The sequence below is a fragment of the Neorhizobium sp. 05N33 genome (genome assembly GCF_056397445.1).
The window spans coordinates 134,342-155,987 of the sequence record NZ_JBFTNK010000007.1; the positions used below are offsets into that span (position 1 = coordinate 134,342).

The following is a 21,646-nucleotide window of genomic DNA, read 5'->3' on the forward strand; positions in this document are numbered from 1 at the left end:
AAGAGAAGCTTGACAAAGGACGGACATGAGAAATCCAGTTGATACCGCAATGGCCTTGGTGCCGATGGTCGTCGAACAGACCAATCGCGGTGAGCGCTCTTACGACATCTATTCGCGTCTTCTGAAAGAGCGCATCATCTTCCTGACGGGTCCCGTCGAAGACTATATGGCGTCGCTGATCTGCGCCCAGCTTCTCTTCCTCGAAGCGGAAAACCCGAAGAAGGAAATCGCCCTCTACATCAATTCGCCCGGCGGCGTCGTGACCGCCGGCATGGCGATCTATGACACGATGCAGTTCATCAAGCCGGCGGTTTCGACGCTCTGCATCGGCCAGGCCGCCTCCATGGGCTCGCTGCTCCTCTGCGCCGGCGAAAAGGGGATGCGCTTTGCAACCCCGAACTCGCGCATCATGGTGCACCAGCCCTCCGGCGGCTTCCAGGGCCAGGCGTCCGATATCGAGCGCCATGCCCGTGACATATTGAAGATGAAAAGACGTCTTAACGAGGTCTACGTGAAGCATACGGGCCGCACGTTGGAGGAAGTCGAAAAGACCCTCGACCGCGACCATTTCATGACGGCCGACGAAGCCCAGGATTGGGGCGTCATCGACAAGATCCTGACATCGCGTCAGGAAATGGAAGGTGGCTCCGGAGACTGAGTCTGATGGCGCGACCCGTGCACCTCACCCCGATGTGAGCAAAAAGGGGTTTCAAGTCGCACGGAAAGCGCTATTAGTACTTATTAATGCTGTGTTGAACTTTTATGACATAGCATTCGTTTCTTAGGGGTTTCGTTGCCGCTGATCCGGCATGATGTACGCAGGATCGGTAGAGTACCCTTAAGGCAAGGCAGGCGCGCAAGGCCCGTCGGGCGCGCGCCGGCAAGCGGTAGAGTGGACCGCGCCCGTTTTGACGTGAGTGCGGAGTGCTGGAAGGAAAGTGATATGAGCAAAGTCAGCGGCAGCAACGGCGGCGACTCCAAGAATACCCTATATTGCTCTTTCTGCGGAAAGAGCCAGCACGAAGTCCGGAAGCTGATCGCCGGACCGACCGTATTCATCTGCGATGAATGCGTCGAACTGTGCATGGACATCATCCGCGAAGAGAACAAGACCTCGATGGTCAAGTCCCGCGACGGCGTGCCCACGCCTCAGGACATCATCAAGGTCCTCGACGAATATGTCATCGGCCAGAAGCAGGCCAAGCGTATCCTGTCGGTCGCGGTGCATAACCATTACAAGCGCCTCGCGCATGCCTCCAAGGGCGGCGATGTCGAGCTTGCGAAGTCGAACATCATGCTGGTCGGCCCGACCGGCTGCGGCAAGACCTATCTTGCCCAGACCCTCGCCCGCATCATCGACGTTCCCTTCACGATGGCGGACGCCACGACGCTGACCGAAGCCGGTTATGTCGGCGAGGACGTCGAAAACATCATCCTGAAGCTCCTGCAGTCTGCGGACTACAATGTCGAACGCGCCCAGCGCGGCATCGTCTATATCGACGAAGTCGACAAGATCTCCCGCAAGTCCGACAACCCGTCGATCACCCGCGATGTGTCGGGCGAGGGCGTGCAGCAGGCGCTTCTGAAGATCATGGAAGGCACGGTTGCCTCGGTACCGCCGCAGGGCGGCCGCAAGCACCCGCAGCAGGAATTCCTGCAGGTCGACACGACGAACATCCTCTTCATCTGCGGCGGCGCCTTCGCGGGTCTCGACAAGATCATCTCGGCTCGCGGCGAAAAGACCTCGATCGGCTTCGGTGCCTCCGTCAAGTCGGCGGATGACCGTCGCGTCGGCGAAGTGCTGCGCGAACTGGAGCCGGAAGATCTGGTGAAGTTCGGCCTCATTCCGGAATTCATCGGCCGTCTGCCGGTTCTGGCAACCCTCGAAGACCTCGACGAGGATGCTCTGATCCAGATCCTGTCGGAACCGAAGAACGCGCTGATCAAGCAGTACCAGCGCCTGTTCGAGATGGAAGACGTCGATCTGACCTTCCACGAGGATGCGCTGCGCGAGATTGCCAAGCGGGCGATCACCCGCAAGACCGGCGCCCGCGGCCTGCGCTCGATCATGGAGAAGATCCTTCTCGACACCATGTTCGAACTGCCGACTCTCGAAGGCGTGCGCGAAGTGGTCATCTCGGACGACGTCGTGCGTGGAAACGCCCGGCCGCTCTACATCTATGCCGACCGGCAGGATGAAAAGGCGAACGTTTCGGCTTGAAGCGGGCCGTTCCGTTCCTGAGCTTGAAGAGGCCCTATCGGGGCCTCTTTTTTATGTCGGCGAACAGCCTTGCTTTTTTTGATTTTTCCACCATTTTTGCCTCGCGAAGAATTGCACCATATTCGCCTTGCATTAGAGACTGTGCGGGAAGATCATCGACGCTCCGGTTGCTTCGTTTGGGTGTGATCTCAGGTTGGCAGGTCCGGTGGTCGCGTCCCGTGTCCTTTGGCGTTCCGCGTGGCGTTTATGTGTACACGCTTTGTAATGCCCCTGTCACATTCGTTAAGCGACGGCGGCCTGCAAGGCTTGAAATCAAATTTCTAAAACTCCACTTTGGGCGAGAGTGAAATGCCCGGGTGATTTGCCCCGGGACGTATCCCGGAAACGGGACGATGGAAAGGAAATGAAATGACGAATTCAACGTCTGCGACTGGTAGCGAAACCTATCCGGTGCTGCCGCTGCGCGACATTGTGGTCTTTCCGCATATGATCGTGCCTTTGTTCGTCGGACGGGAGAAGTCTATTCGCGCGCTCGAAGAGGTGATGGGTTCCGACAAGCAGATCATGCTGGTCACCCAGATCAACGCCGGCGACGACGATCCCGAACCCTCGGCAATCTACAAGGTCGGCACCGTCGCCAACGTGCTGCAGCTCCTGAAGCTGCCCGACGGCACCGTCAAGGTTCTGGTCGAAGGCCGTTCGCGCGCCAAGATCGACGGCTATACCGACCGTGAGGAATTCTACGAAGCGACGGCGAGTGTTCTTGCGGAACCCGACGAAGATGCGGTCGAGGTCGAAGCCTTGTCGCGTTCCGTGGTTTCCGAGTTCGAAAACTACGTGAAGCTCAACAAGAAGATCTCGCCGGAAGTGGTGGGCGCCGCAAGCCAGATCGAAGACTATTCGAAGCTGGCCGATACGGTTGCCTCGCATCTGTCGATCAAGATCACCGAAAAGCAGGAAATGCTGGAAACGGTTTCCGTCAAGCTGCGCCTCGAAAAGGCGCTCGGCTTCATGGAAGGCGAGATCTCCGTCCTGCAGGTGGAAAAGCGCATCCGCTCGCGTGTAAAACGCCAGATGGAGAAGACCCAGCGCGAATACTACCTCAACGAACAGATGAAGGCGATCCAGAAGGAGCTCGGCGACGGCGAAGAAGGCCGCGACGAGATGGCCGAACTGGAAGAGCGCATCGCCAAGACCAAGCTGTCCAAGGAAGCCAAGGAAAAGGCCGATGCCGAGCTGAAGAAGCTCAAGCAGATGAGCCCGATGTCGGCGGAAGCCACCGTCGTGCGCAACTATCTCGACTGGCTGCTCGGCATTCCGTGGGCCAAGAAATCGAAGGTCAAGGTCGACCTCAACAATGCCGAGAAGATCCTCGAAGCCGATCACTTCGGCCTCGACAAGGTCAAGGAACGCATCATCGAATATCTCGCCGTGCAGGCCCGCGCCACCAAGCTCAAGGGTCCGATCCTGTGCCTCGTCGGGCCTCCGGGCGTCGGCAAGACCTCGCTCGCCCAGTCGATCGCCAAGGCGACCGGCCGCGAATACGTGCGCATGGCTCTCGGCGGCGTTCGTGACGAAGCCGAAATCCGCGGTCACCGCCGCACCTATATCGGCTCGATGCCCGGCAAGGTCATCCAGTCGATGAAGAAGGCAAAGAAGTCCAACCCGCTCTTCCTGCTCGACGAAATCGACAAGATGGGCATGGATTTCCGCGGCGACCCGTCTTCGGCCCTGCTCGAAGTGCTGGATCCGGCGCAGAACTCGACCTTCATGGACCATTACCTGGAAGTCGAATATGACCTGTCCGACGTGATGTTCATCACCACGGCGAACACGCTGAACATCCCGGCACCGCTGATGGACCGTATGGAAATCATCCGGATCGCCGGTTACACCGAGGATGAAAAGCGCGAGATCGCCAAGCGTCACCTTCTGCCGAAGGCGATCAAGGAACATGCCTTGCAGCCGAACGAATTCTCGATCACCGACGATGCCCTGATGGCGATCAGCCAGCAGTACACGCGGGAAGCCGGCGTTCGTAGCTATGAGCGTGAACTGATGAAACTCGCCCGCAAGGCGGTCACCGAGATTATCAAGGGCAAGACCAAGTCGGTTGCGATCACCGCGGCCAACATCTCCGACTACCTCGGCGTTCCGCGGTTCCGCCACGGCGAAGCCGAGGGCGAGGATCAGGTCGGCGTGGTCACCGGTCTCGCCTGGACGGAAGTCGGCGGCGAGCTGCTGACGATCGAAGGCGTGATGATGCCGGGCAAGGGCCGCATGACGGTCACCGGCAACCTCAAGGAAGTGATGAAGGAATCGATCTCGGCGGCGGCTTCTTATGTCCGTTCGCGTGCGATCGATTTCGGCATCGAACCGCCGCGCTTCGACAAGTCGGACATCCACGTTCACGTGCCGGAAGGGGCAACCCCGAAGGACGGACCGTCGGCCGGCGTCGGCATGGCGACCGCAATCGTCTCGATCATGACCGGCATCCCGGTCCGCAAGGACGTGGCGATGACGGGTGAGATCACCCTTCGCGGCCGTGTGCTGCCGATCGGCGGCCTCAAGGAAAAGCTGCTTGCCGCCCTTCGCGGCAACATCAAGACCGTTCTGATCCCGGAAGAAAACGCCAAGGATCTGGCCGAGATTCCGGACAACGTGAAGAACAACATGGAGATCATTCCGGTTTCCCGCATGGGCGAGGTGATCCGTCACGCGCTCGTCCGTCAGCCGGAAGCGATCGAATGGGATGGCACGGTGGAAACGCCGCTGATCACCACGGTCGAAGGTGTGGACGACGCAGGCGTAACCATAGCGCACTGATCGATAGTCTTTTGGTTATGCCAAATTGGCACCAGCAATGAAAAAAGCCGGCACAACGCCGGCTTTTTTTGTGAAAAATAACGCGCACCCCTTGTTTTTCAGGCGATTGCGGAGCTTTTGGGTTGCCACGGGCGGGCGCCTGACTATTGTCTGCCCCGATTACATGAGTCGTTCCAAAACCGTTTGAAAGGGGTGGAAACATGAATAAGAATGAGTTGGTATCCGCAGTGGCCGAGAAGGCCGGCCTCTCTAAGGCTGATGCCGCATCCGCTGTAGACGCCGTTTTTGAGACCGTACAGGCTGAACTGAAGAAGGGCGGCGATATCCGTCTTGCCGGTTTCGGCAGCTTCTCCGTTTCCCGTCGCGAAGCGTCCAAGGGTCGTAATCCGTCGACCGGCGCCGAAGTCGACATCCCGGCACGTAACGTGCCGAAGTTCTCGGCCGGCAAGGGCCTGAAGGACGCAGTCAACAGCTAACGCGCTGCCTTCGAGGCATCCTGTTACAGTCTCATATTTTGAAAAGGCCCGGGTTTTTCCCGGGCCTTTTTTACGAGTCGCAAATCGCTGCCAATCACAATTCTGGATGTGAAAACTGTCATCCGTTGTCACGGGGCTGCATGCTGCGTGACGGCAGCTCGGCGTTCCTACCAGCGCTGATGCACGTGCGGAGCAACCAGTCGTGCATAGATTTCCTTGGTCGCCATCATCACGTCGGCCGAAAGTGCGGCAAGCTCTGCCGCCGCAGCATTGCCCCTGGCCTGCGCCTCGTTGCGGGCGCCGGGAATGATGACGGTGACCGCCTCGTTCATCAGGATCCATTTCAGCGCGAAAGCCGCCATCGACGCTCCCCGTGGCACCAGCTTGCGGACTTCCTCGACCGCCTGGAGACCAACTTCGAACGGTACGCCGGCAAAAGTCTCGCCGACATCGAAGGCATCGCCATGCCGGTTGAAGTTGCGATGGTCGTCCTTGGCGAACGCCGTATCGCGGGTGATCTTGCCCGACAGCAGCCCGCTTGCGAGCGGCACGCGGACGATGACCGCGACGTTCTTCTGCTTGGCCTCCCTGAAGAACAGGTCCGCCGGGCGCTGGCGAAAGATGTTGTAGATGATCTGGATGCTGGTGACGTCGGGATATTCGATCGCCTTCAGCGCTTCCTCGACCTTCTCGACGCTGACCCCGTAATTCCTGATCTTGCCGGCACGGCGCAGATCGTCGAGCGCGCCAAAAACCTCCGGGCGATAGAGGACTTCGGTCGGTGGGCAGTGGAGCTGCACGAGGTCGAGGCTGTCGATTTCGAGATTCTTGAGGCTGCGGTCGATGAAGCCTTCGAGATTGGCCTTGGTATAGCCGTTGGCCACATGCGGGCTGAGACGACGGCCGGCCTTGGTGGCGACCATCGGCCGATTGCCGCCGTGCGATTTCAGGACGCCGGCAATGATTTTTTCCGAACGGCCATCGCCATAAACGTCGGCGGTGTCGACGAAGGTGACGCCGGCATCGAGCGCCGCTTCCAGCGCCTTGGCCCCGTCCGTTTCGCTGACGTCGCCCCAGGAGCCGCCGATCTGCCAGGCGCCGAAACCGATCTCGCTGACGGTGAAGGATGTGCGTCCGAACGCGTGGTTTCTCATGATGTCCTCCGAATAAGATTGGGCTATCCACAGGCTGCGGAACCCTGAGCTTCCTTCGTGCCCGGCATTTGCCTAAAACACCTGATCAGCTCCGGCAATCAAAACAAGCGATTCGATGACCTCCTTCCGATTCATTCACGCCGCCGACCTGCATCTCGGCAGTCCCTTCCAGGGGCTGGCGCTGAAGGATGCCGCGATCGCAGAATTGTTCATCGAGGCGAGCCGCAGGGCGTTTTCAGGCCTGGTCGACCAGGCGGTCGAACGCAAGGTCGACTTCTTCATCGTCGCCGGCGACGTCTATGACGGCGACTGGAAGGACAACAAGATCGGCCTGTTCTTCAACCGCGAAGTGGCGCGGCTGGAACGCGCCGACATTCCGGTCTTCCTGCTGAAGGGCAATCACGACGCCGAAAGCGTCATCACCAAGACGATTACCCTGCCGAAGAATGTCAGCGAGTTCCCGGTGAACAAGCCGGGCAGCTTCAAGCTCGATCATTTGAAGGTTGCGCTGCACGGCCAGGGTTTTGCCGAGCGCTCGGCGGTCGATAACCTGGCGCTGGCCTATCCGAAGCCGGAAGCGGGCTGGTTCAATATCGGCGTGCTGCATACCTCGCTCACCGGCCGCGAGCCGCACGCGCCCTATGCGCCGTGTTCGGTCGAGGACCTGCGCTCGCGCGGTTATGACTATTGGGCGCTCGGCCATGTGCATGATTTCGAGATCGTCGCCGCAGATCCGCTGGTGGTCTTCCCCGGCAATCTCCAGGGCCGCTCGATCCGCGAGCAGGGGGCGAAGGGCGCGGTGTTGGTGACCGTCGAGGACGGTCGTATCACCCATGAGCGGATCATCACCGACAGCGCCCGCTTTGCCGAACTCGTCGTCGCGGTCGAACCGGACGACAACATCCCGGCGATCCTGCGCCGCATCGAGAATGCGCTGGAAGATGTCGTCGAGCGGATGGAAGGTCGGCCGCTGGCGCTGCGCATCCGCCTGACGGGCAAAAGCCGCTTCCGCAACGAAGTCATGGCCCGCGCCGAGGATTTTCGCGATGAGGTGCAGGCGGCCTGCCACCGCTCCCACCAGGATATCTGGCTCGAAAAGCTGGAAGTGCGGCTGGAACTGGCAACCAACGGGGCGCACGTCGCGACCGACATGCTCGGCCTCGAAGGCCTCATCCCGATGGGCGGCTTCGCCCCGGAACTGCTCGCCGATGCCAACACCAAGATCGCCGAGATCACCGCCCGCCTGCCGGGCGGCATCGGCGCCGGCGACCTGGCGCTCGGCGAGGATGCCGAAGCGCTGCTGGCCGAGGCCCGCGATCTCCTGCTCTCGCGTGCGGCGAGGGCTGGCTGATCCATGCGTTTCAACCGCCTCGACATTCTGCGCTACGGCGCACTGACGGACCGGATGCTCACCTTTCGTCCGGACGCCAGATTGCACGTGATCTACGGACCCAACGAGGCCGGAAAGTCCTCGGCGCTGTCGGCGATCTCCGACCTGCTGTTCGGCTTTCCGACTGCCGCCGAATACAGTTTCCTGCATGACGCGACCGCGCTTCGCGTCGGTGCCGCGATCACCGCGCGCGATGGGCAGGCGCTCGAATTTAGACGCCGCCGTGGCCGCAAGAATACGCTGCTCGCCGCCAACGAGGCGGAAGAGGCCTTGGCGGAGGATGCCCTGGCGCCGTTCCTCGGCACCCTGTCCCGCGATGTGTTCGAGCGCGCCTTCGGGCTCGATTCCGCCTCGCTGCGGGCCGGTGGCGAGACGATGCTGAAAAGCGGCGGCGAGATCGGCAGCCTGCTGTTTTCCGCAGCCTCCGGCCTGACCGGGCTTTCGGACCTGCGCAAGTCGCTCGATGCGGAAGCCGACGGCATCTATGCGCCGCGTCGCTCCAAGGATCGCGCGTTCTATCAGGTCCTCGACAGCCATGACGAGGCGCGCAAGGCCGAACGCGACAATGAGCTGAAATCGGGCGACTGGAAGAAGCTGCTCGCCGAACAGGCCGAGATCGAGGCCGATCTTGCCGCCGTGCAGGCCGAGCGGCAGGAAACCAAGCGCGCCCTCGATCGCTTGCGGACACTGCTGCGGCTGGAACCGGTGCTGCGGGAGATTGACCGCGAGCGGGAACTGCTCACGCAATATGAAGCGCTGGCTGCGCTGCCGGCGGGCTTCGAGGAACGCCTGGCCGCGGCTTTGGAGACGGAGCACAAGAACGCCGAAGCGCTCAAGGCTGCGGAGGCCGAGGTATCGCGTCTGCGCGACGAGATCAGCGCCGTGCATGTCGATGAGGCACTGATCACCGCGGCGCCCAAGATCCTGGCCGCCCATGCGGATAAGGGCGCCTATATCAAGGCGCGGGAAGATATCGCCCGGGTGCGCGGCGAGGTCGACGATTTCGACCAGCGTATCGTCCAGTCGGCCCGCCGGCTCGGCTTCGGCAAATTCGAAGAGCTTCAGCGCGCCCAGCCGGCCGATGCCGATCTCGTGCGCCTCCGCAAGCTTGTCGAGGAGGGTAATGAGCTCGACCGCAGCCTGAAACAGCTGCGCCAGCAGATCGAGGACGCGCAGGATGTCCTGCGGCGGCTCGGAGACCACGGACCGGACGGCCGGTTGATCGACCCGAAACCGTGGGCGGAACAGCTCGCAGCGCTGCGTCCCGACGTCAGCGAACTCTCCAGCGTCGAAACGCTGCAGGTGCGCGTCGCCCGTGCCGAAAGCGATCTTGCCGCCGCGGCCGCGCGCCTCGACCCGCCGGTCAGGGATATCGACCGTCTTCTCTCGGTGCCGCTGCCGGATATCGCGACGCTCACCCATCACCGCCGGCTGATTGACGCGGCCAAAGCGGAGAGCGCCCAGGCTGCCCAGAAGCTCGCCGGTCTCGGCGACGAAGCCAGGGCGATCGCCGGCCAGCTCGCGGCCCTGGAAGGGCAGGGGCGGATTGTCTCCCGCGAGGATATCGCGGCGGCAAGAGCCGGCCGCGACGAAAAGATCGAGGCGCTGGGGACAAAACCATCTGTCGAAAAACTGAGCGAACTGAAGATCGCCGTGGAGGACGCAGACCGGCTCGCCGACGCGGCGCTTGCCGATGCCGAGCGTGTGTCGCTCCACGCCCAGCTCACCCTGCGGCAGCGGGAACTGCAACAGGCGATCGGCGCTGCCGAGATCACTGCCAAGGAATGCGGCATTGCCGCCGCCGACGTGGTCACCGAATTCGAAGACCTTTTCCATGCAGCACCCGTCGCACCGTCGACGCCGGAGAGGATGATCGAATGGCGCCGTGCCGTCGACGGCCTTTCCCTGCTGTCGGGTGCACTGAACGAGGCGCGCGACGAGCTGGAGACGCTGCGTCTCAGGGAGGAAAAACTCAAGCCGGCACTGCTAGGGCTGGCGGATGCCATCGGTCTTGCCGCATCCGCACTGCCGCCGCCCGCTCTCGCCCGCGGGCTTGAACGCCGGATCGGAGAACTCAACGAGCGCTGGACCGAAAGCCGATCGCTGGAAGGCAAGCGCCATTCCGCCGAAGAGGCTTTGGAAAAGCTGGAGGAACGCGAGACCGGTCTGCGCCGGGATATCGAACGCTGGAGCTCGACGTTCTCCAATGCCGCGGTCCTGGCGGGGCTCTCGGAAGACGCGACGGTCGACATGGCTCTCGCGGCGCTGGATGTCTGGCGCACCGTTCCCGATCTCCTCTCCGAACGCGAAAACCGGGATCGCCGCGTCAAGGGCATGGCGCGGGACATGGAGGATTTCGAAGCGGAGGTGAAGGCGCTTGCCAATGCGGTGGCGCCGGATCTGGTCTCGCTGCCTGCCGATGTTGCGGCAGGCATGCTGAATGATCGCGCAACCGACGCAAAGACCGCCGCAAACCAGCGGGCCACCCTCACCACAGCGCTGGAGCGCGCCGAGCTCGCGGTGGCCCGGCACGCAGCCGACGCGGAAAGACTTATGGCGGACCTGCGCGGGCTTGCCACCGCCGCATCCAAGCATATCGAAGAGGCCGACGGCCTTCTCCGCGATCTTCGCGAACGCAACCGGCTGGAAGCGAGCCTCGCGCAATGCCGCAGCCGCTTTGCCGAACAGGCGGATGGCGCAAGCGAGGACGAGGCACGCGCCGCGCTCGTCGGCTTCGACAGGATCGCCGCCGGCCTGGAAATCGAGCGCCTAGATGCCGAGGATGCCCGCCAGGTCGAGCGGATGAAGGCGCTTGGCATTGCCCAGGCCGATAGCGAGCGCCGCCGTCGGGAGCTGGAAACCGGCATCGGCGCCGAGCGCGCCGTCTTCCAGAAGCTCGCCGCCGAGGTGGAGGCAAAGGAGCTGGCGCGGCGCTGGGTGGTGCTGAAGCTCGCCGCCGGCCTTCTGGCGAGCTCCATGGAAGCCTATCGCGAACGCCAGGCCGATCCGGTCATGCAGCGGGCAGGGCGGGTCTTCGCCGATCTCACCGGCGGCCGTTTTTCGCGCCTTGTCCAAGTCTATGACGAGCGCGACGAGCTGCAGCTCGCGGTCGAACGCAGTACCGGCGAGCAGGTGAGGCTTCCCGGCCTGAGCGAAGGTACCGGGGACCAGCTCTATCTGGCGTTGCGGCTCGCCTTCCTGGAGGACTATTGCAGCCGCAACGAGCCCGCGCCGCTGATCCTCGACGACATCTTCCAGACCTTTGACGACGAGCGGACCGCAGCGGGCATCCGGACGCTCGCGGCGGCCGGCGAAAAATTCCAGACGGTGCTCTTTACTCACCAGATGAGCCTGGTAGAGGCGGCGCGGCGCGAACTGGGGGACGGGCTGGACCTCGTCCAGCTGGAGCGAGCCTAAACACCTAGGAGGCGGATTGCGGCTGAGACAGGCTGCGCAACGCCAGGCAGCCGACCGGCATGCGATAGGTCGGCGTGGCCCATCTGTCCGGCGGGGCCGATGGGCGTTCGCCACAGCCGGCCGTCTGTCGGCGCGGCAGGATCAGCAGATTATAGCGCCGTGCATCGGTGATCTCCCGGCTGAACGTCATCCGGTAGTTTTCGACGATCGAGCTGAACTCGGTGCGTCCCGCAAGTTTCTCGATCAGATAACTTCGGGTTTCGGGCGTCATCGGCAGGCCGAACCGCTCGGTGGCACGAATGGCTTCACTGAGCACCGCAAGCTCCATGGTCAGGTCCGTCAGGCTAACCTTGATGCGAAAGCTGGTGACCATGTCGGGCTCCGTGCCGCGGACCTGGATGAACATCGCGGCCGGTTCCGGCGCATTTCCGAATTCCTCGAAAAACAGGCATTCCCAATCGTGACCCGAACGGGTGAAGGTAGGTGCCGTGCCCCTGTCGTCCCGCAGCAGATCGCAGCGTTCGTCGGCGGAAAGCACCTCGGTCTTCTCGAACACCGCCATCCGCTCGAGGCCCGCCTTGAGGAGCCAGGGTGGATAATGTTCCGCCGGTGGCAGCGATCTATGCCTGTCGATCCGCAAGGGTGGCGCCGGTGGCACGGGAAAAAGGTATTGCTCCAACGCGAATTGCCGGACCAGCCGCTTGTAGTTCCGGCCATTGTTGACCGTGAGCACCGTCGTCGCGAGGGCGGCCAGCACGACCGCAAGGAAAAAGCCGAAAACCAGAACAGCCGAACGCTGCCCGCGGCGCCGATCGGCTGGTGTCAGTCTGTCTGCCTTACCCTCCTCCGGCATGGCTCCGCTTCCGATCGGGGATGGCCCGGCGTTCGGCCCCCCGCCGCCGACATAACACGCTTCTCCGGCTTAATGATCAAGCCTCTGCTGTTTGGAGGTGTCAGCTCGCCCGATATCCGGACCTTTAGAGGAACGAGAAGCGGCCGCCGTCGATTTTGAGGACCGTCATCCTGCCGGAGTAGTAGGCGCCCGTATCGATGCCGATTCGGCCGGGTCCGAAATCCGGTTCCGGCTGCGGCGTATGTCCGTGGATGACGAGAAGCGGCAGCTGCGGTCCGGTCGCAAGAAAGGCGTCCCGGATCCAGAGCATGTCTTCCTCGGTCTGCTGTTTGAGCGGTATCCCAGGCCTCAGGCCTGCATGGACGAAGACGAGTTTGCCGATCGTCAGGCTGACCGGGAGATTGGCGAGGAACTTCCTGTGCGGCACCGGCACGGCTTCCATCAGCAGGTCGCCGAACCTGGTGCCGCGCTTCTTGCCGCGCGCGCCGAACTGGTATGGGTCCAAACCGTAGGATAGCAGCGTCTGTTCGCCACCCATTCCCAGCCATTCGGAATAACGTTCCGGATCGTCCACGAACCTCATGAAAGTATCGTCATGGTTGCCGCAGAGCGCAATCCGCCTCAGACCGTGTTCGCTGGGCCTGATCAGGTGCTCGAGGACGTGGCTCGACGCGGGTCCGCGATCGACATAGTCACCGAGCAGAATGACCATTCCGGGACGGCGGTGCTCCGACATGTCATGGGCAATGCGGGCCTCGGCGTCCCGAAGTTCGTCGATACAGCCATGCACGTCGCCGATCGCATAGATCGGATAGGAGGGCGGGTTGATACCGAGATCGATCCGGCGGCGGGGCCTGATCGATCTGGCCGGCCGGCGTCTTGAAAACCAATCCGTCAATTTTAGCATGCTTACTGCCATCCGCCCGATATGGAAGATCCTGCCGACAATGAGAAGTGGATGCCCGAAGGAGTGTTAACAATGTCCGAAGCCCAGACCTCTGGATGCGGGTATCGGCAATGTCGCCGTCATCTGCGAGACAATTCCGAACCTGACAAGGCCGGTCGACAGCGTTCACGGCAAGGGAGTGTATTTTGTGGATAACCGACGATTAACCAACCATGTGGTTGATTCGCCACAGTACGCGGATTTTTGATTCGCCGCCTGCTTACCCCTTAGAATCACTGGGTTCGCTCATCGGCTAAACCGATACCATACTTTGGGTTGTATGGCGGTGCGTATGTTTAGTTCCTTGGGTGCTGTTTTAACGCTTGCTACTGTTGCGTTTCTGTCCGGCTGCACGGGGCTCCCGAGGTCCGGTCCGGATCCGTCCGCCGTTGAAGCCAATGCAACCGTGAAGGCTTTCTCCGCCACCGGCAACAGGGTCGGCATCGACTATGCGCTCGTCGACATCAATCAGTCCGTCCTCGCCCATCTGCCGAAATCGACCAGTCCTAACCTGAGCGCCGGTTTCGGCTCTGGCAGCAGCGGCCCGCCGCCGCTCACCCTCGGTATTGGCGATGTCGTCCAGGTCTCTGTCTTCGAGGCGCAGAGCGGCGGCCTGTTCATTCCCGCCGATGCCGGCGCCCGTCCGGGCAATTACATCACCCTGCCGAACCAGACGATCGGTCGTGACGGCACATTGAGCGTCCCATACGCGAACAAGGTGAAGGCCGCTGGCCGTCCGGTCGATGCCGTGCAGCTCGATATTGCCGAGCGACTGGCCAATCGCGCCATCGAGCCCCAGGTGGTCATCTCGACGGTGGCGAGCCGTTCGATGGGGGCGTCGGTCCTTGGCGACGTCAAGCAGGCGAGGAAGATCGAGCTCAGCCCGGCGGGCGAACGCATCATCGACGTGATTTCCGAGGCAGGCGGTTTGAGTGTCCCGAAGGAGGAGGCGACGGTGACGCTCCAGCGTCGAGGCCGCCGCATGACCGTTGCCTATCGGATGCTGAGCGAGCGTCCGCAGGAGAATATCTATGTGCAGCCAGGCGATACGATCTTCGTCGATCGCAATCGCCGGACCTTCCTGGCCTTCGGCCTGACCGGCGAAAGCGGACGCTTCGATTTCGACGATTCCAATCTGTCGCTCGGGGAGGCTTTGGCTAAGGCCGGCGGGTTGCTCGACGACAAGGCTGAACCGCAATCGGTCCTGCTCTACCGCCTCGTCGAGCGTGATCTCCTGCGCAATATCGGCGTCGACGTCAGCCGGTTCAGTGTGCGGGACGTGCCGGTGATCTTCCGCGCCAATCTGCGCGATCCGGCCGCGTTCTTCGCCGTCCAGCAATTTCCCATGCAGGACAAGGACGTCCTCTACGTGTCAACTGCCGATGCGGTCGAGCTGGTCAAATTCCTCAGCATCCTCAATTCGGTCACCGCTTCGACCCGGGATATTGCGAGCAGCCATGATGCCTGGCGCAACTGACATTCAGGCCGCCTGCGGCCGCTCCGAGTTGGTTTGGTGGCCTGCGCACATCGATCGGCTGATGCGATGAACCAGCGGCCCGTTTTTCTCACTCGACCCCGGCAGGAGCCCCGCGAGGAAGAGGTCCCGGAACTGGACATGGATGGTCTGATCGCCATCGTCCGGCGGCAATGGCGAGTGGCCGGTCTCTGCGTCGCGGTGTTCGTTATGCTCGGCATCGGTTACATGTTGACAGCCGTACCTCGATATACCGCCAGGACGAGCGTGCTGATCGACCGCGGCAACCGACAGGTCGTCGAGCAATTGTCGACGATCGGCGGGGTTCTTGACGATGAGGCGTCGGTCCTCAGCCAGGTCGAACTGCTGCGTTCCGAGACGATAGGCCTGTCGGCGGTCGACAAGCTGAAACTGGCGGATGATCCGGAATTTATGGCGGGCCGCCGAAGCCTGCTGCTCGCGGCAGTATCCGACATACGCTCGATACTCGATATTAGGCGATGGCTGCGCGGTGGCGAGGTTCGGCCCGATCAGATCGAGGCGCAACGCCGCTGGGCGCTCGCCAACCTTCTCGGCAATATGAAGGTTTCGCGCGTCGGGCGTTCCTATGTCCTCGAAATCACGTTCACGGCCACATCGCCGCGCCTTGCCGCAGCGGTCGCCGGCGCGATTGCGGATGCCTATCTGACCGACAAGTTGGATGCCAAATACGATGCCACACGGCGGGCGGGCAACTGGTTGCAGGAGCGCATCGAGGAACTGCGGCAGCGCTCGCTGGAATCGGATCTGGCAGTCCAGCGGTTTCGCGCCGAAAACGGCCTCGTCACCGCCAATGACAAGCTCGTCTCCGATCAGCAGCTCACCGAGCTGAACAGCGCGCTGATCGTGGCACGGGCGGATACAGCCAGAGCACAGGCACGCTTCGACCGCATCGAGGCGATCATCGCGCGGGGTCAAAGTGAGGCGATCGTCACCGACGCGCTGGACAGTTCGGTGATCAGTTCCCTGCGCGAAAAATACCTGGAATCGTCGAAGCGGGAAGCCGAGATATCGAGGCGGCTGGGGCAGGGCCATGCCCAGGCCACCCGCCTTCGCCAGGAGATGGCGGAATACGACCGGCAGATGTTCGACGAGCTCAGGCGGATCGCCGGGAGCTATCAAAGCGAGCTTGAAGTCGCGCAATCCCGCGAGCGCCAGATCACCCTCGGCGTTAGCAACGCCACCGATATCAGCGTCACCGCCGGTGAAACGCAGGTGCAGTTGCGGGAGCTCGAACGGGCCGCCGAAACCTATCGGAACCTTTACCAGACTTTTCTGCAGCGATATCAGGAGGCCGTGCAGCAGCAGTCGTTCCCCGTCACGGAAGCGCGTATCATTTCCCGTGCCGTGCCGCCGGCAGGTGCCAGCGAACCGCGGTTATCGCTGGTACTGGCGCTCTGTCTGGCGCTCGGCTTTGGCGTCGGCGGAGTTCTCGGGGCATTCCGTGAGTTCCGGGATCGGTTCTTCCGCACCGGTGAACAGGTGAGGGATATTCTCGGCCTCGAATATCTGGGCTCGGTACCACTGGTGCAGCCGCAGACCGGCTTGAGACCGTCGATCGAGCCGGTGAAGGGAGAAATCTACAGGAAAAACGAGCTGTCCGGTTTCGCGACCGAGCATCCGTCCTCTGCCTTTGCCGAAACGTTGCGCAGCGCCCGGATCGCGGCAGACGTCCATATCGACGGGCCCCACAAGATCATCGGCATCGTTTCGATGCTGCCGGGCGAGGGTAAATCGACGATCGCCATGAATTTCGCCCAAGCGCTAGCCGGGAGCGCGAGGGTTCTGCTGATCGATGCGGACCTGCGCAATCCGGGCGCGACGCGGGCGCTTGGCCAGCATGCGGAAGAGGGGCTGCTCGAAATTCTGCTGGAGGGCCATGCGCCGGCCTCTGCGATGCTGGCCGACCCGGTCACCGGCCTGAAATTCCTTCCGGCAGTCGTCCGGCGGCGGATACCGCATTCATCCGAGCTGCTGGCGTCGGCTGCGATGACCAGGCTGCTGGCGCAGATGGTCGGTGAGTTCGACTACATCATCCTTGACCTGCCGCCGCTCGGTCCCGTCGTCGATGCGAGGGCCATCGCCCCGCGTGTCGACGGCTTCATCATGGTCGTCGAATGGGGCGAGACATCGCGAAAAGCCGTCAAAGAAACCTTGGATGCCGAGCCTCAGATCGCCGGCCGTTGCCTCGGCGTGATCCTCAACAAGGTCGATGCCGCCAGGATGAAGCTTTATGAGGGATACGGTTCGCCGGACTATTATGCATCGCGTTACACGCAGTACTACCATGAAACGCATCCTGACCCGACGCCGGTTTCCATCGGCACCCCAACCAGGATCAAAACGACAAGGGAGAAGCCTGACGACAGCCGATGATCTTTTCTGAAGCGTTTCACTGCAATGTTTGGCATAAGCCCAGGATGCTACGAATCACTGTATGTCTCGGATTCGCCGCATTCCGGGGGACATCACAATGGTGTTCTCAGTGCTTGCGACTGGCACATTGCGCGGATAGACGTGCACGTTTCACTTAAAGACTGACGGGTTCCGTTAGGGGGATATGATGACTGGAATTGTGAAGAGCAACGGCAAGGTAGCATTGATCACCGGGGTAACGGGCCAGGACGGCGCTTACCTTGCGGAACTGCTGCTGTCCAAGGGCTATACGGTGCACGGCATCAAGCGGCGCTCTTCCTCGTTCAACACCAACCGCATTGAGCATCTTTACGAAGACCCACATGTGGCCGACCCGCGCTTCATCCTGCATTTCGGCGACATGACGGATTCGACCAACCTCATCCGCGTCGTGCAGGAAGCCCAGCCGGACGAAATCTACAATCTGGCCGCCCAGAGCCACGTGCAGGTCTCCTTCGAGACGCCGGAATATACCGCCAATGCCGACGGCACCGGCACGCTGCGCCTGCTCGAAGCGATCCGTCTCCTCGGCCTCTCCAAGAAGACCCGCTTCTACCAGGCCTCGACCTCGGAGCTCTATGGCAAGGTGCAGGAAGTGCCGCAGAGCGAAACGACGCCCTTCTATCCGCGCTCGCCCTACGCAGTCGCCAAGCTCTACGCCTACTGGATCGTCGTGAATTATCGCGAGGCCTACGGCCTGCATGCCTCGAACGGCATCCTGTTCAACCACGAAAGCCCGATCCGCGGCGAGACCTTCGTCACCCGCAAGATCACCCGTGCGGCGGCTGCCATCCATCTCGGCCTTCAGGAACGCCTCTTTCTCGGCAATCTCGACGCCAAGCGCGACTGGGGTCATGCCCGTGAATATGTGCGCGGCATGTGGCTGATGACGCAGCAGGACGAACCGGACGACTACGTTCTGGCAACCGGCGAGACCCACACGGTGCGCTCCTTTGTCGAAAAATCCTTCGCCAAGGTCGGCATGCCGATCGAGTGGCGCGGCGAGGGCGTCGAGGAGAAGGGCTACGACACGACATCCGGCGAATGCGTCGTGGCGATCGACCCCCGCTATTTCCGCCCGACGGAAGTCGACCTTCTGATCGGCGACCCTACCAAGGCGCATCGGAAGCTCGGCTGGAAGCACGAGACCAATCTCGACCAGCTGATCGCCGAAATGGTCCGGGAAGACCTGAAGGTGATGGCCCGCAACGTGCCGACCGCGGGCGGCAACAAGGGCCTCTCTCATGCCTGAGACGATCTACAGCCTTGCGGGGAAAAAGGTCTATGTCGCGGGACATCGCGGCATGGTCGGCTCGGCAATCGTTCGCCGTCTGGCCTCGGAGGGCTGCGAGATCCTGACGGCGTCGCGCGGCGATGCCGATCTGACGCGCCAGGCGGAGGTCGAGGCCTGGATGGAGAAGAACCGCCCGGACGCAGTGTTCCTGGCGGCCGCCAAGGTGGGCGGCATCCTCGCCAACGACACCTATCCGGCCGATTTCCTCTACGACAACCTCATCCTCGAGGCGAACATCATTGAGGCCGCCCACAAGGTCGGCGTCGAAAAGCTGATGTTCCTCGGCTCGTCTTGCATCTATCCGAAATTCGCCGACCAGCCGATCGTCGAGGAGTCGCTTTTGACCGGCTCGCTGGAGCCGACCAACGAATGGTACGCGATCGCCAAGATCGCCGGCATCAAGCTCTGCCAGGCCTATCGCAAGCAGCATGGCAGCGACTTCATCTCGGCGATGCCCACCAACCTTTACGGCCCCGGCGATAATTTCGACCTGAAATCCAGCCATGTCATGCCGGCGCTGATCCGCAAGGCGCACGAGGCGAAGACCGGCCGCCTTCCGGACATCACCGTGTGGGGCACCGGCACGCCGCGCCGCGAATTCCTGCATGTCGACGATTGCGCCGACGCCTGCGTTCATCTGATGAAGACCTATTCGGCCGAGACCCATGTCAATGTCGGCTCCGGCGAGGACGTAACCATCCTGGAGCTCGCCGAACTGGTGTCCAAGGTCGTCGGTTTCCAGGGGAGTATTTCTCATGATCTCACCAAACCCGACGGCACGCCGCGCAAGTTGATGAGCGCGGCCAAGCTGCGGGCGCTCGGCTGGTCGCCGAGGATCGGGCTGGAGCAAGGCATAACCGATGCCTACCAAGCCTTCCTCAAGGGCGAATATCTTGAGCGCAAACGCGGAGATGCTGCCTGATGACAGCAGCCGCCCACCCCCTCAGCGACGAATGCGAACGATCGTTCGACGCCGCACCGGGGCTGGCCACGGCAGCTGCCACATCGCCACGCAAAAGCGTGGTCGTCTATGCGATGAACTACGCGCCGGAAACGGCCGGCGTCGGCAAATATACCGGCGAAATCGCCGAATATCTCGCCGCCGAGGGCATGGACGTCACGGTGGTGACCACCCCGCCGCATTATCCCGGCTGGTCGGTCCAGGCCGGATATCGGAACCGCTATTCTTCAGGCATCGAAGGACGCATCAAGGTGCTTCGGTCGCCGTTGCTGCTGCGTCGAAAGATGAGAGGTATCTGGCGGCTCCTGGCGCCGCTCTCCTTCGCGCTCACCTCGGCGCCTCTGGTTGTATGGCAGATCCTGCGGCATCGCCCGATCACGGTGTTCTGCGTCGAGCCGACGCTGTTTGCCGCGCCCGCGGCACAGCTTGCCGCCAAATTGGTCGGCGCCCGCACGGTGCTCCACGTCCATGACATGGAAGTGGATGCGGCATTCGCCGTCGGGCATCTGAGTTCCAGGACCTGGCTGAAGAGGCTTGGCCATGCCTTCGAGCGCAGCGTGCTCGGCCGGTTCGACCAGCTGGTCACCATTTCCAACCGCATGGCCGAAGGCCTTGCCCTGAAGCACGTTCCGGCCGCCAAAGTATCCGTTGTCCGCAACTGGGTGGATCTCGCGCAATTCCATCCGATGGAAGATGTCAGCCCTTACCGGGCTGAACTCGGTTTCGGCCACGAGGATTTCGTCGTTCTTTATTCGGGCAGTATCGGCGCCAAACAGGGCCTGAACGTACTGCTCGATGCGGCCGAGCGTCTGAAAGACGAGCGGCGCATTCATTTCGTCATCTCCGGCGAGGGGCCGCAGAAGCCGGAACTTCAGGACCGTTACGGCCATCTTGAGAATCTCCGTTTCCTGGCCTTCCAGCCCTATTCGCGGCTGAACGCGTTCCTCAACATGCCGGATCTGCACGTGCTGCCGCAGGACAGAAGCGCTGCCGATCTGACGCTGCCGTCGAAACTCGGCGGCATGCTTGCCTCGGGAAAGCCTGTCCTCGTCACCGCCGACGAGGGCACGGAGCTGGCGCAGTTCGTCGGGAGCGCCGTTTATCTGACTCCGCCCAACGATGCGGAAAACCTTGCCGCCTGTATTTTTCGCGCGATGTCGGAGYGGGAAGCATGGCAGCCGCAGGTCCAGACGGTTCTGGTCCAAAACCTTTCGAAACGGCCTGCCATTATCGCCATCAAGCAGTTGATCGACGGCGGCAATCCATGAAGGTTGCCGGCCACGTCCTCGCCTACAACGTCGATCGTTTTCTGCCGCACGTTGTCGAGAACTGTGGCCGTTTCGTCGACAAGATCTTCATCGTCTTTCCGGAGCGTCCATGGGCCTATCTGCCCGGCTCCCGCGCCACGAGGACAAACCCCACAACCAGGGAAAAGGTGGACGAGGCAATCGCCGCCGCCCGCGCAAAAGGCGTGAGCTGCGAGATCGAGGTGATCTGCAGCGACTTCGAAACCGAGGAAGAAACCCGCAACGACTGCCTCGACCGGGCAATCCGCGAAGGTTTCGATTGGCTGGTCATCCAGGATGCCGACGAGTTCTATCCGGATAGCGGCTGGGAAACGCTGCTCAAATTCATGGCGGCGGACCACAGGCATGACCGCATCCTGACGCCATGGCACAATTTCTGGAAAACGCCCGAGCTGGTGCTGACCACCCGCGATGGCTCGATCAGGGATGTCAACGCGGGGTTCGCGATCCGCTGCAAAAGCGGCGTTCGCTTCGATACGGCCCGAAAGACCACCCCTGCTGCTGCCATCGTCATCGATGCGCCCTGCTACCACTATGGCTACGTCATGAGCGATGCCGAGATGTGGGAAAAGATCACCAGCTGGGGACATGCGCATCAGGTGAATGCGCAAAAATGGTTCCGCCTGAAATGGCTCGGATGGACACCCGCCCATTCATACCTCCATCCGGTCACGCCGCTGTTCTGGCCAAAGGCGATCCGCTTTCCCGGCAGGCAACCCGCCTTCGCCTCACATTTCATGAACCCGGACCAGGAAACCGCGCCGCTTGGTTTCATCGATTTCCTGGAAAACATGCTTGCCGACCGTGCGACGGACGTTCGCATCGTCGCGCGAAAATTATTGAGAAGGTCAACCGTGTAGCCGTAGGTCGCGT

Annotated in this window: 15 protein-coding genes; 12 read left to right on the top strand and 3 right to left on the bottom strand. The window is 62.0% G+C overall.

What is annotated here, in order from left to right; genetic code table 11:
• Positions 1-25 precede the first annotated feature (25 nt).
• From clpP to hupB, 4 genes are all read left to right on the top strand, one after another.
• On the top strand, positions 26-658 hold the full coding sequence (gene clpP / locus AC1DLT_RS19150; protein WP_007753416.1) for an ATP-dependent Clp endopeptidase proteolytic subunit ClpP: 633 nt from the start codon (positions 26-28) through the stop codon (positions 656-658).
• A gap of 285 nt (positions 659-943) precedes the next feature.
• Positions 944-2,221 (top strand): ATP-dependent Clp protease ATP-binding subunit ClpX, encoded by a 1,278-nt coding sequence (gene clpX / locus AC1DLT_RS19155; protein WP_038541942.1) that lies wholly within the window; start codon positions 944-946, stop codon positions 2,219-2,221.
• A 408-nt stretch (positions 2,222-2,629) separates the two neighbouring features.
• Positions 2,630-5,047 (top strand): endopeptidase La, encoded by a 2,418-nt coding sequence (gene lon, locus AC1DLT_RS19160; RefSeq protein WP_038541944.1) that lies wholly within the window; start codon positions 2,630-2,632, stop codon positions 5,045-5,047.
• A 200-nt stretch (positions 5,048-5,247) separates the two neighbouring features.
• On the top strand, positions 5,248-5,523 hold the full coding sequence (gene hupB, locus AC1DLT_RS19165) for a DNA-binding protein HupB (RefSeq protein WP_007753405.1): 276 nt from the start codon (positions 5,248-5,250) through the stop codon (positions 5,521-5,523).
• A gap of 167 nt (positions 5,524-5,690) precedes the next feature.
• On the opposite strand, the gene AC1DLT_RS19170 is transcribed toward hupB, so the two are convergent.
• The gene (locus AC1DLT_RS19170) at positions 5,691-6,677 is read right to left on the bottom strand and encodes an aldo/keto reductase (RefSeq protein ID WP_477487786.1); all 987 of its coding nucleotides are present in this window, start codon (positions 6,675-6,677) and stop codon (positions 5,691-5,693) included.
• 115 nt (positions 6,678-6,792) lie between these two features.
• Between AC1DLT_RS19170 and AC1DLT_RS19175 the strand changes: the two genes are divergently transcribed.
• Complete coding sequence (locus tag AC1DLT_RS19175; RefSeq protein ID WP_477487787.1) at positions 6,793-8,028, top strand: metallophosphoesterase family protein; 1,236 nt, start codon at positions 6,793-6,795, stop codon at positions 8,026-8,028.
• Between the two features lie 3 nt (positions 8,029-8,031).
• Positions 8,032-11,484: an AAA family ATPase gene (locus AC1DLT_RS19180; RefSeq protein WP_477487788.1), complete on the top strand. Its 3,453-nt coding sequence runs from the start codon at positions 8,032-8,034 to the stop codon at positions 11,482-11,484.
• Positions 11,485-11,488: 4 nt separating this feature from the next.
• On the opposite strand, the gene AC1DLT_RS19185 is transcribed toward AC1DLT_RS19180, so the two are convergent.
• Both AC1DLT_RS19185 and AC1DLT_RS19190 read right to left on the bottom strand, forming a co-directional pair.
• A complete protein-coding gene (locus tag AC1DLT_RS19185; RefSeq protein WP_477487789.1) occupies positions 11,489-12,337 on the bottom strand; it encodes a DUF6030 family protein in 849 nt (282 codons plus the stop codon).
• A gap of 124 nt (positions 12,338-12,461) precedes the next feature.
• A complete protein-coding gene (locus AC1DLT_RS19190; RefSeq protein WP_477487790.1) occupies positions 12,462-13,244 on the bottom strand; it encodes a metallophosphoesterase family protein in 783 nt (260 codons plus the stop codon).
• 445 nt (positions 13,245-13,689) lie between these two features.
• Between AC1DLT_RS19190 and AC1DLT_RS19195 the strand changes: the two genes are divergently transcribed.
• The 6 genes from AC1DLT_RS19195 to AC1DLT_RS19220 all read left to right on the top strand — a co-directional run bounded on the left by AC1DLT_RS19195 (position 13,690) and on the right by AC1DLT_RS19220 (position 21,633).
• Complete coding sequence (locus AC1DLT_RS19195) at positions 13,690-14,760, top strand: polysaccharide biosynthesis/export family protein (protein ID WP_477487791.1); 1,071 nt, start codon at positions 13,690-13,692, stop codon at positions 14,758-14,760.
• Between the two features lie 138 nt (positions 14,761-14,898).
• Positions 14,899-17,172: a polysaccharide biosynthesis tyrosine autokinase gene (locus AC1DLT_RS19200; RefSeq protein WP_477487792.1), complete on the top strand. Its 2,274-nt coding sequence runs from the start codon at positions 14,899-14,901 to the stop codon at positions 17,170-17,172.
• A 184-nt stretch (positions 17,173-17,356) separates the two neighbouring features.
• The gene (gmd, locus tag AC1DLT_RS19205; protein WP_477487793.1) at positions 17,357-18,463 is read left to right on the top strand and encodes a GDP-mannose 4,6-dehydratase; all 1,107 of its coding nucleotides are present in this window, start codon (positions 17,357-17,359) and stop codon (positions 18,461-18,463) included.
• Positions 18,456-19,427 carry a GDP-L-fucose synthase gene (gene fcl, locus AC1DLT_RS19210; protein ID WP_247137165.1) on the top strand — a complete coding sequence of 324 codons (972 nt, stop codon included), beginning with the start codon at positions 18,456-18,458 and terminating at the stop codon, positions 19,425-19,427. Before gmd ends, fcl begins: the two co-directional genes overlap by 8 nt.
• A complete protein-coding gene (locus tag AC1DLT_RS19215) occupies positions 19,427-20,734 on the top strand; it encodes a WcaI family glycosyltransferase (RefSeq protein WP_477487794.1) in 1,308 nt (435 codons plus the stop codon). Before fcl ends, AC1DLT_RS19215 begins: the two co-directional genes overlap by 1 nt.
• A complete protein-coding gene (locus AC1DLT_RS19220) occupies positions 20,731-21,633 on the top strand; it encodes an RAD52 family DNA repair protein (protein ID WP_477487795.1) in 903 nt (300 codons plus the stop codon). Before AC1DLT_RS19215 ends, AC1DLT_RS19220 begins: the two co-directional genes overlap by 4 nt.
• The last annotated feature ends 13 nt before the right edge of the window (positions 21,634-21,646 follow it).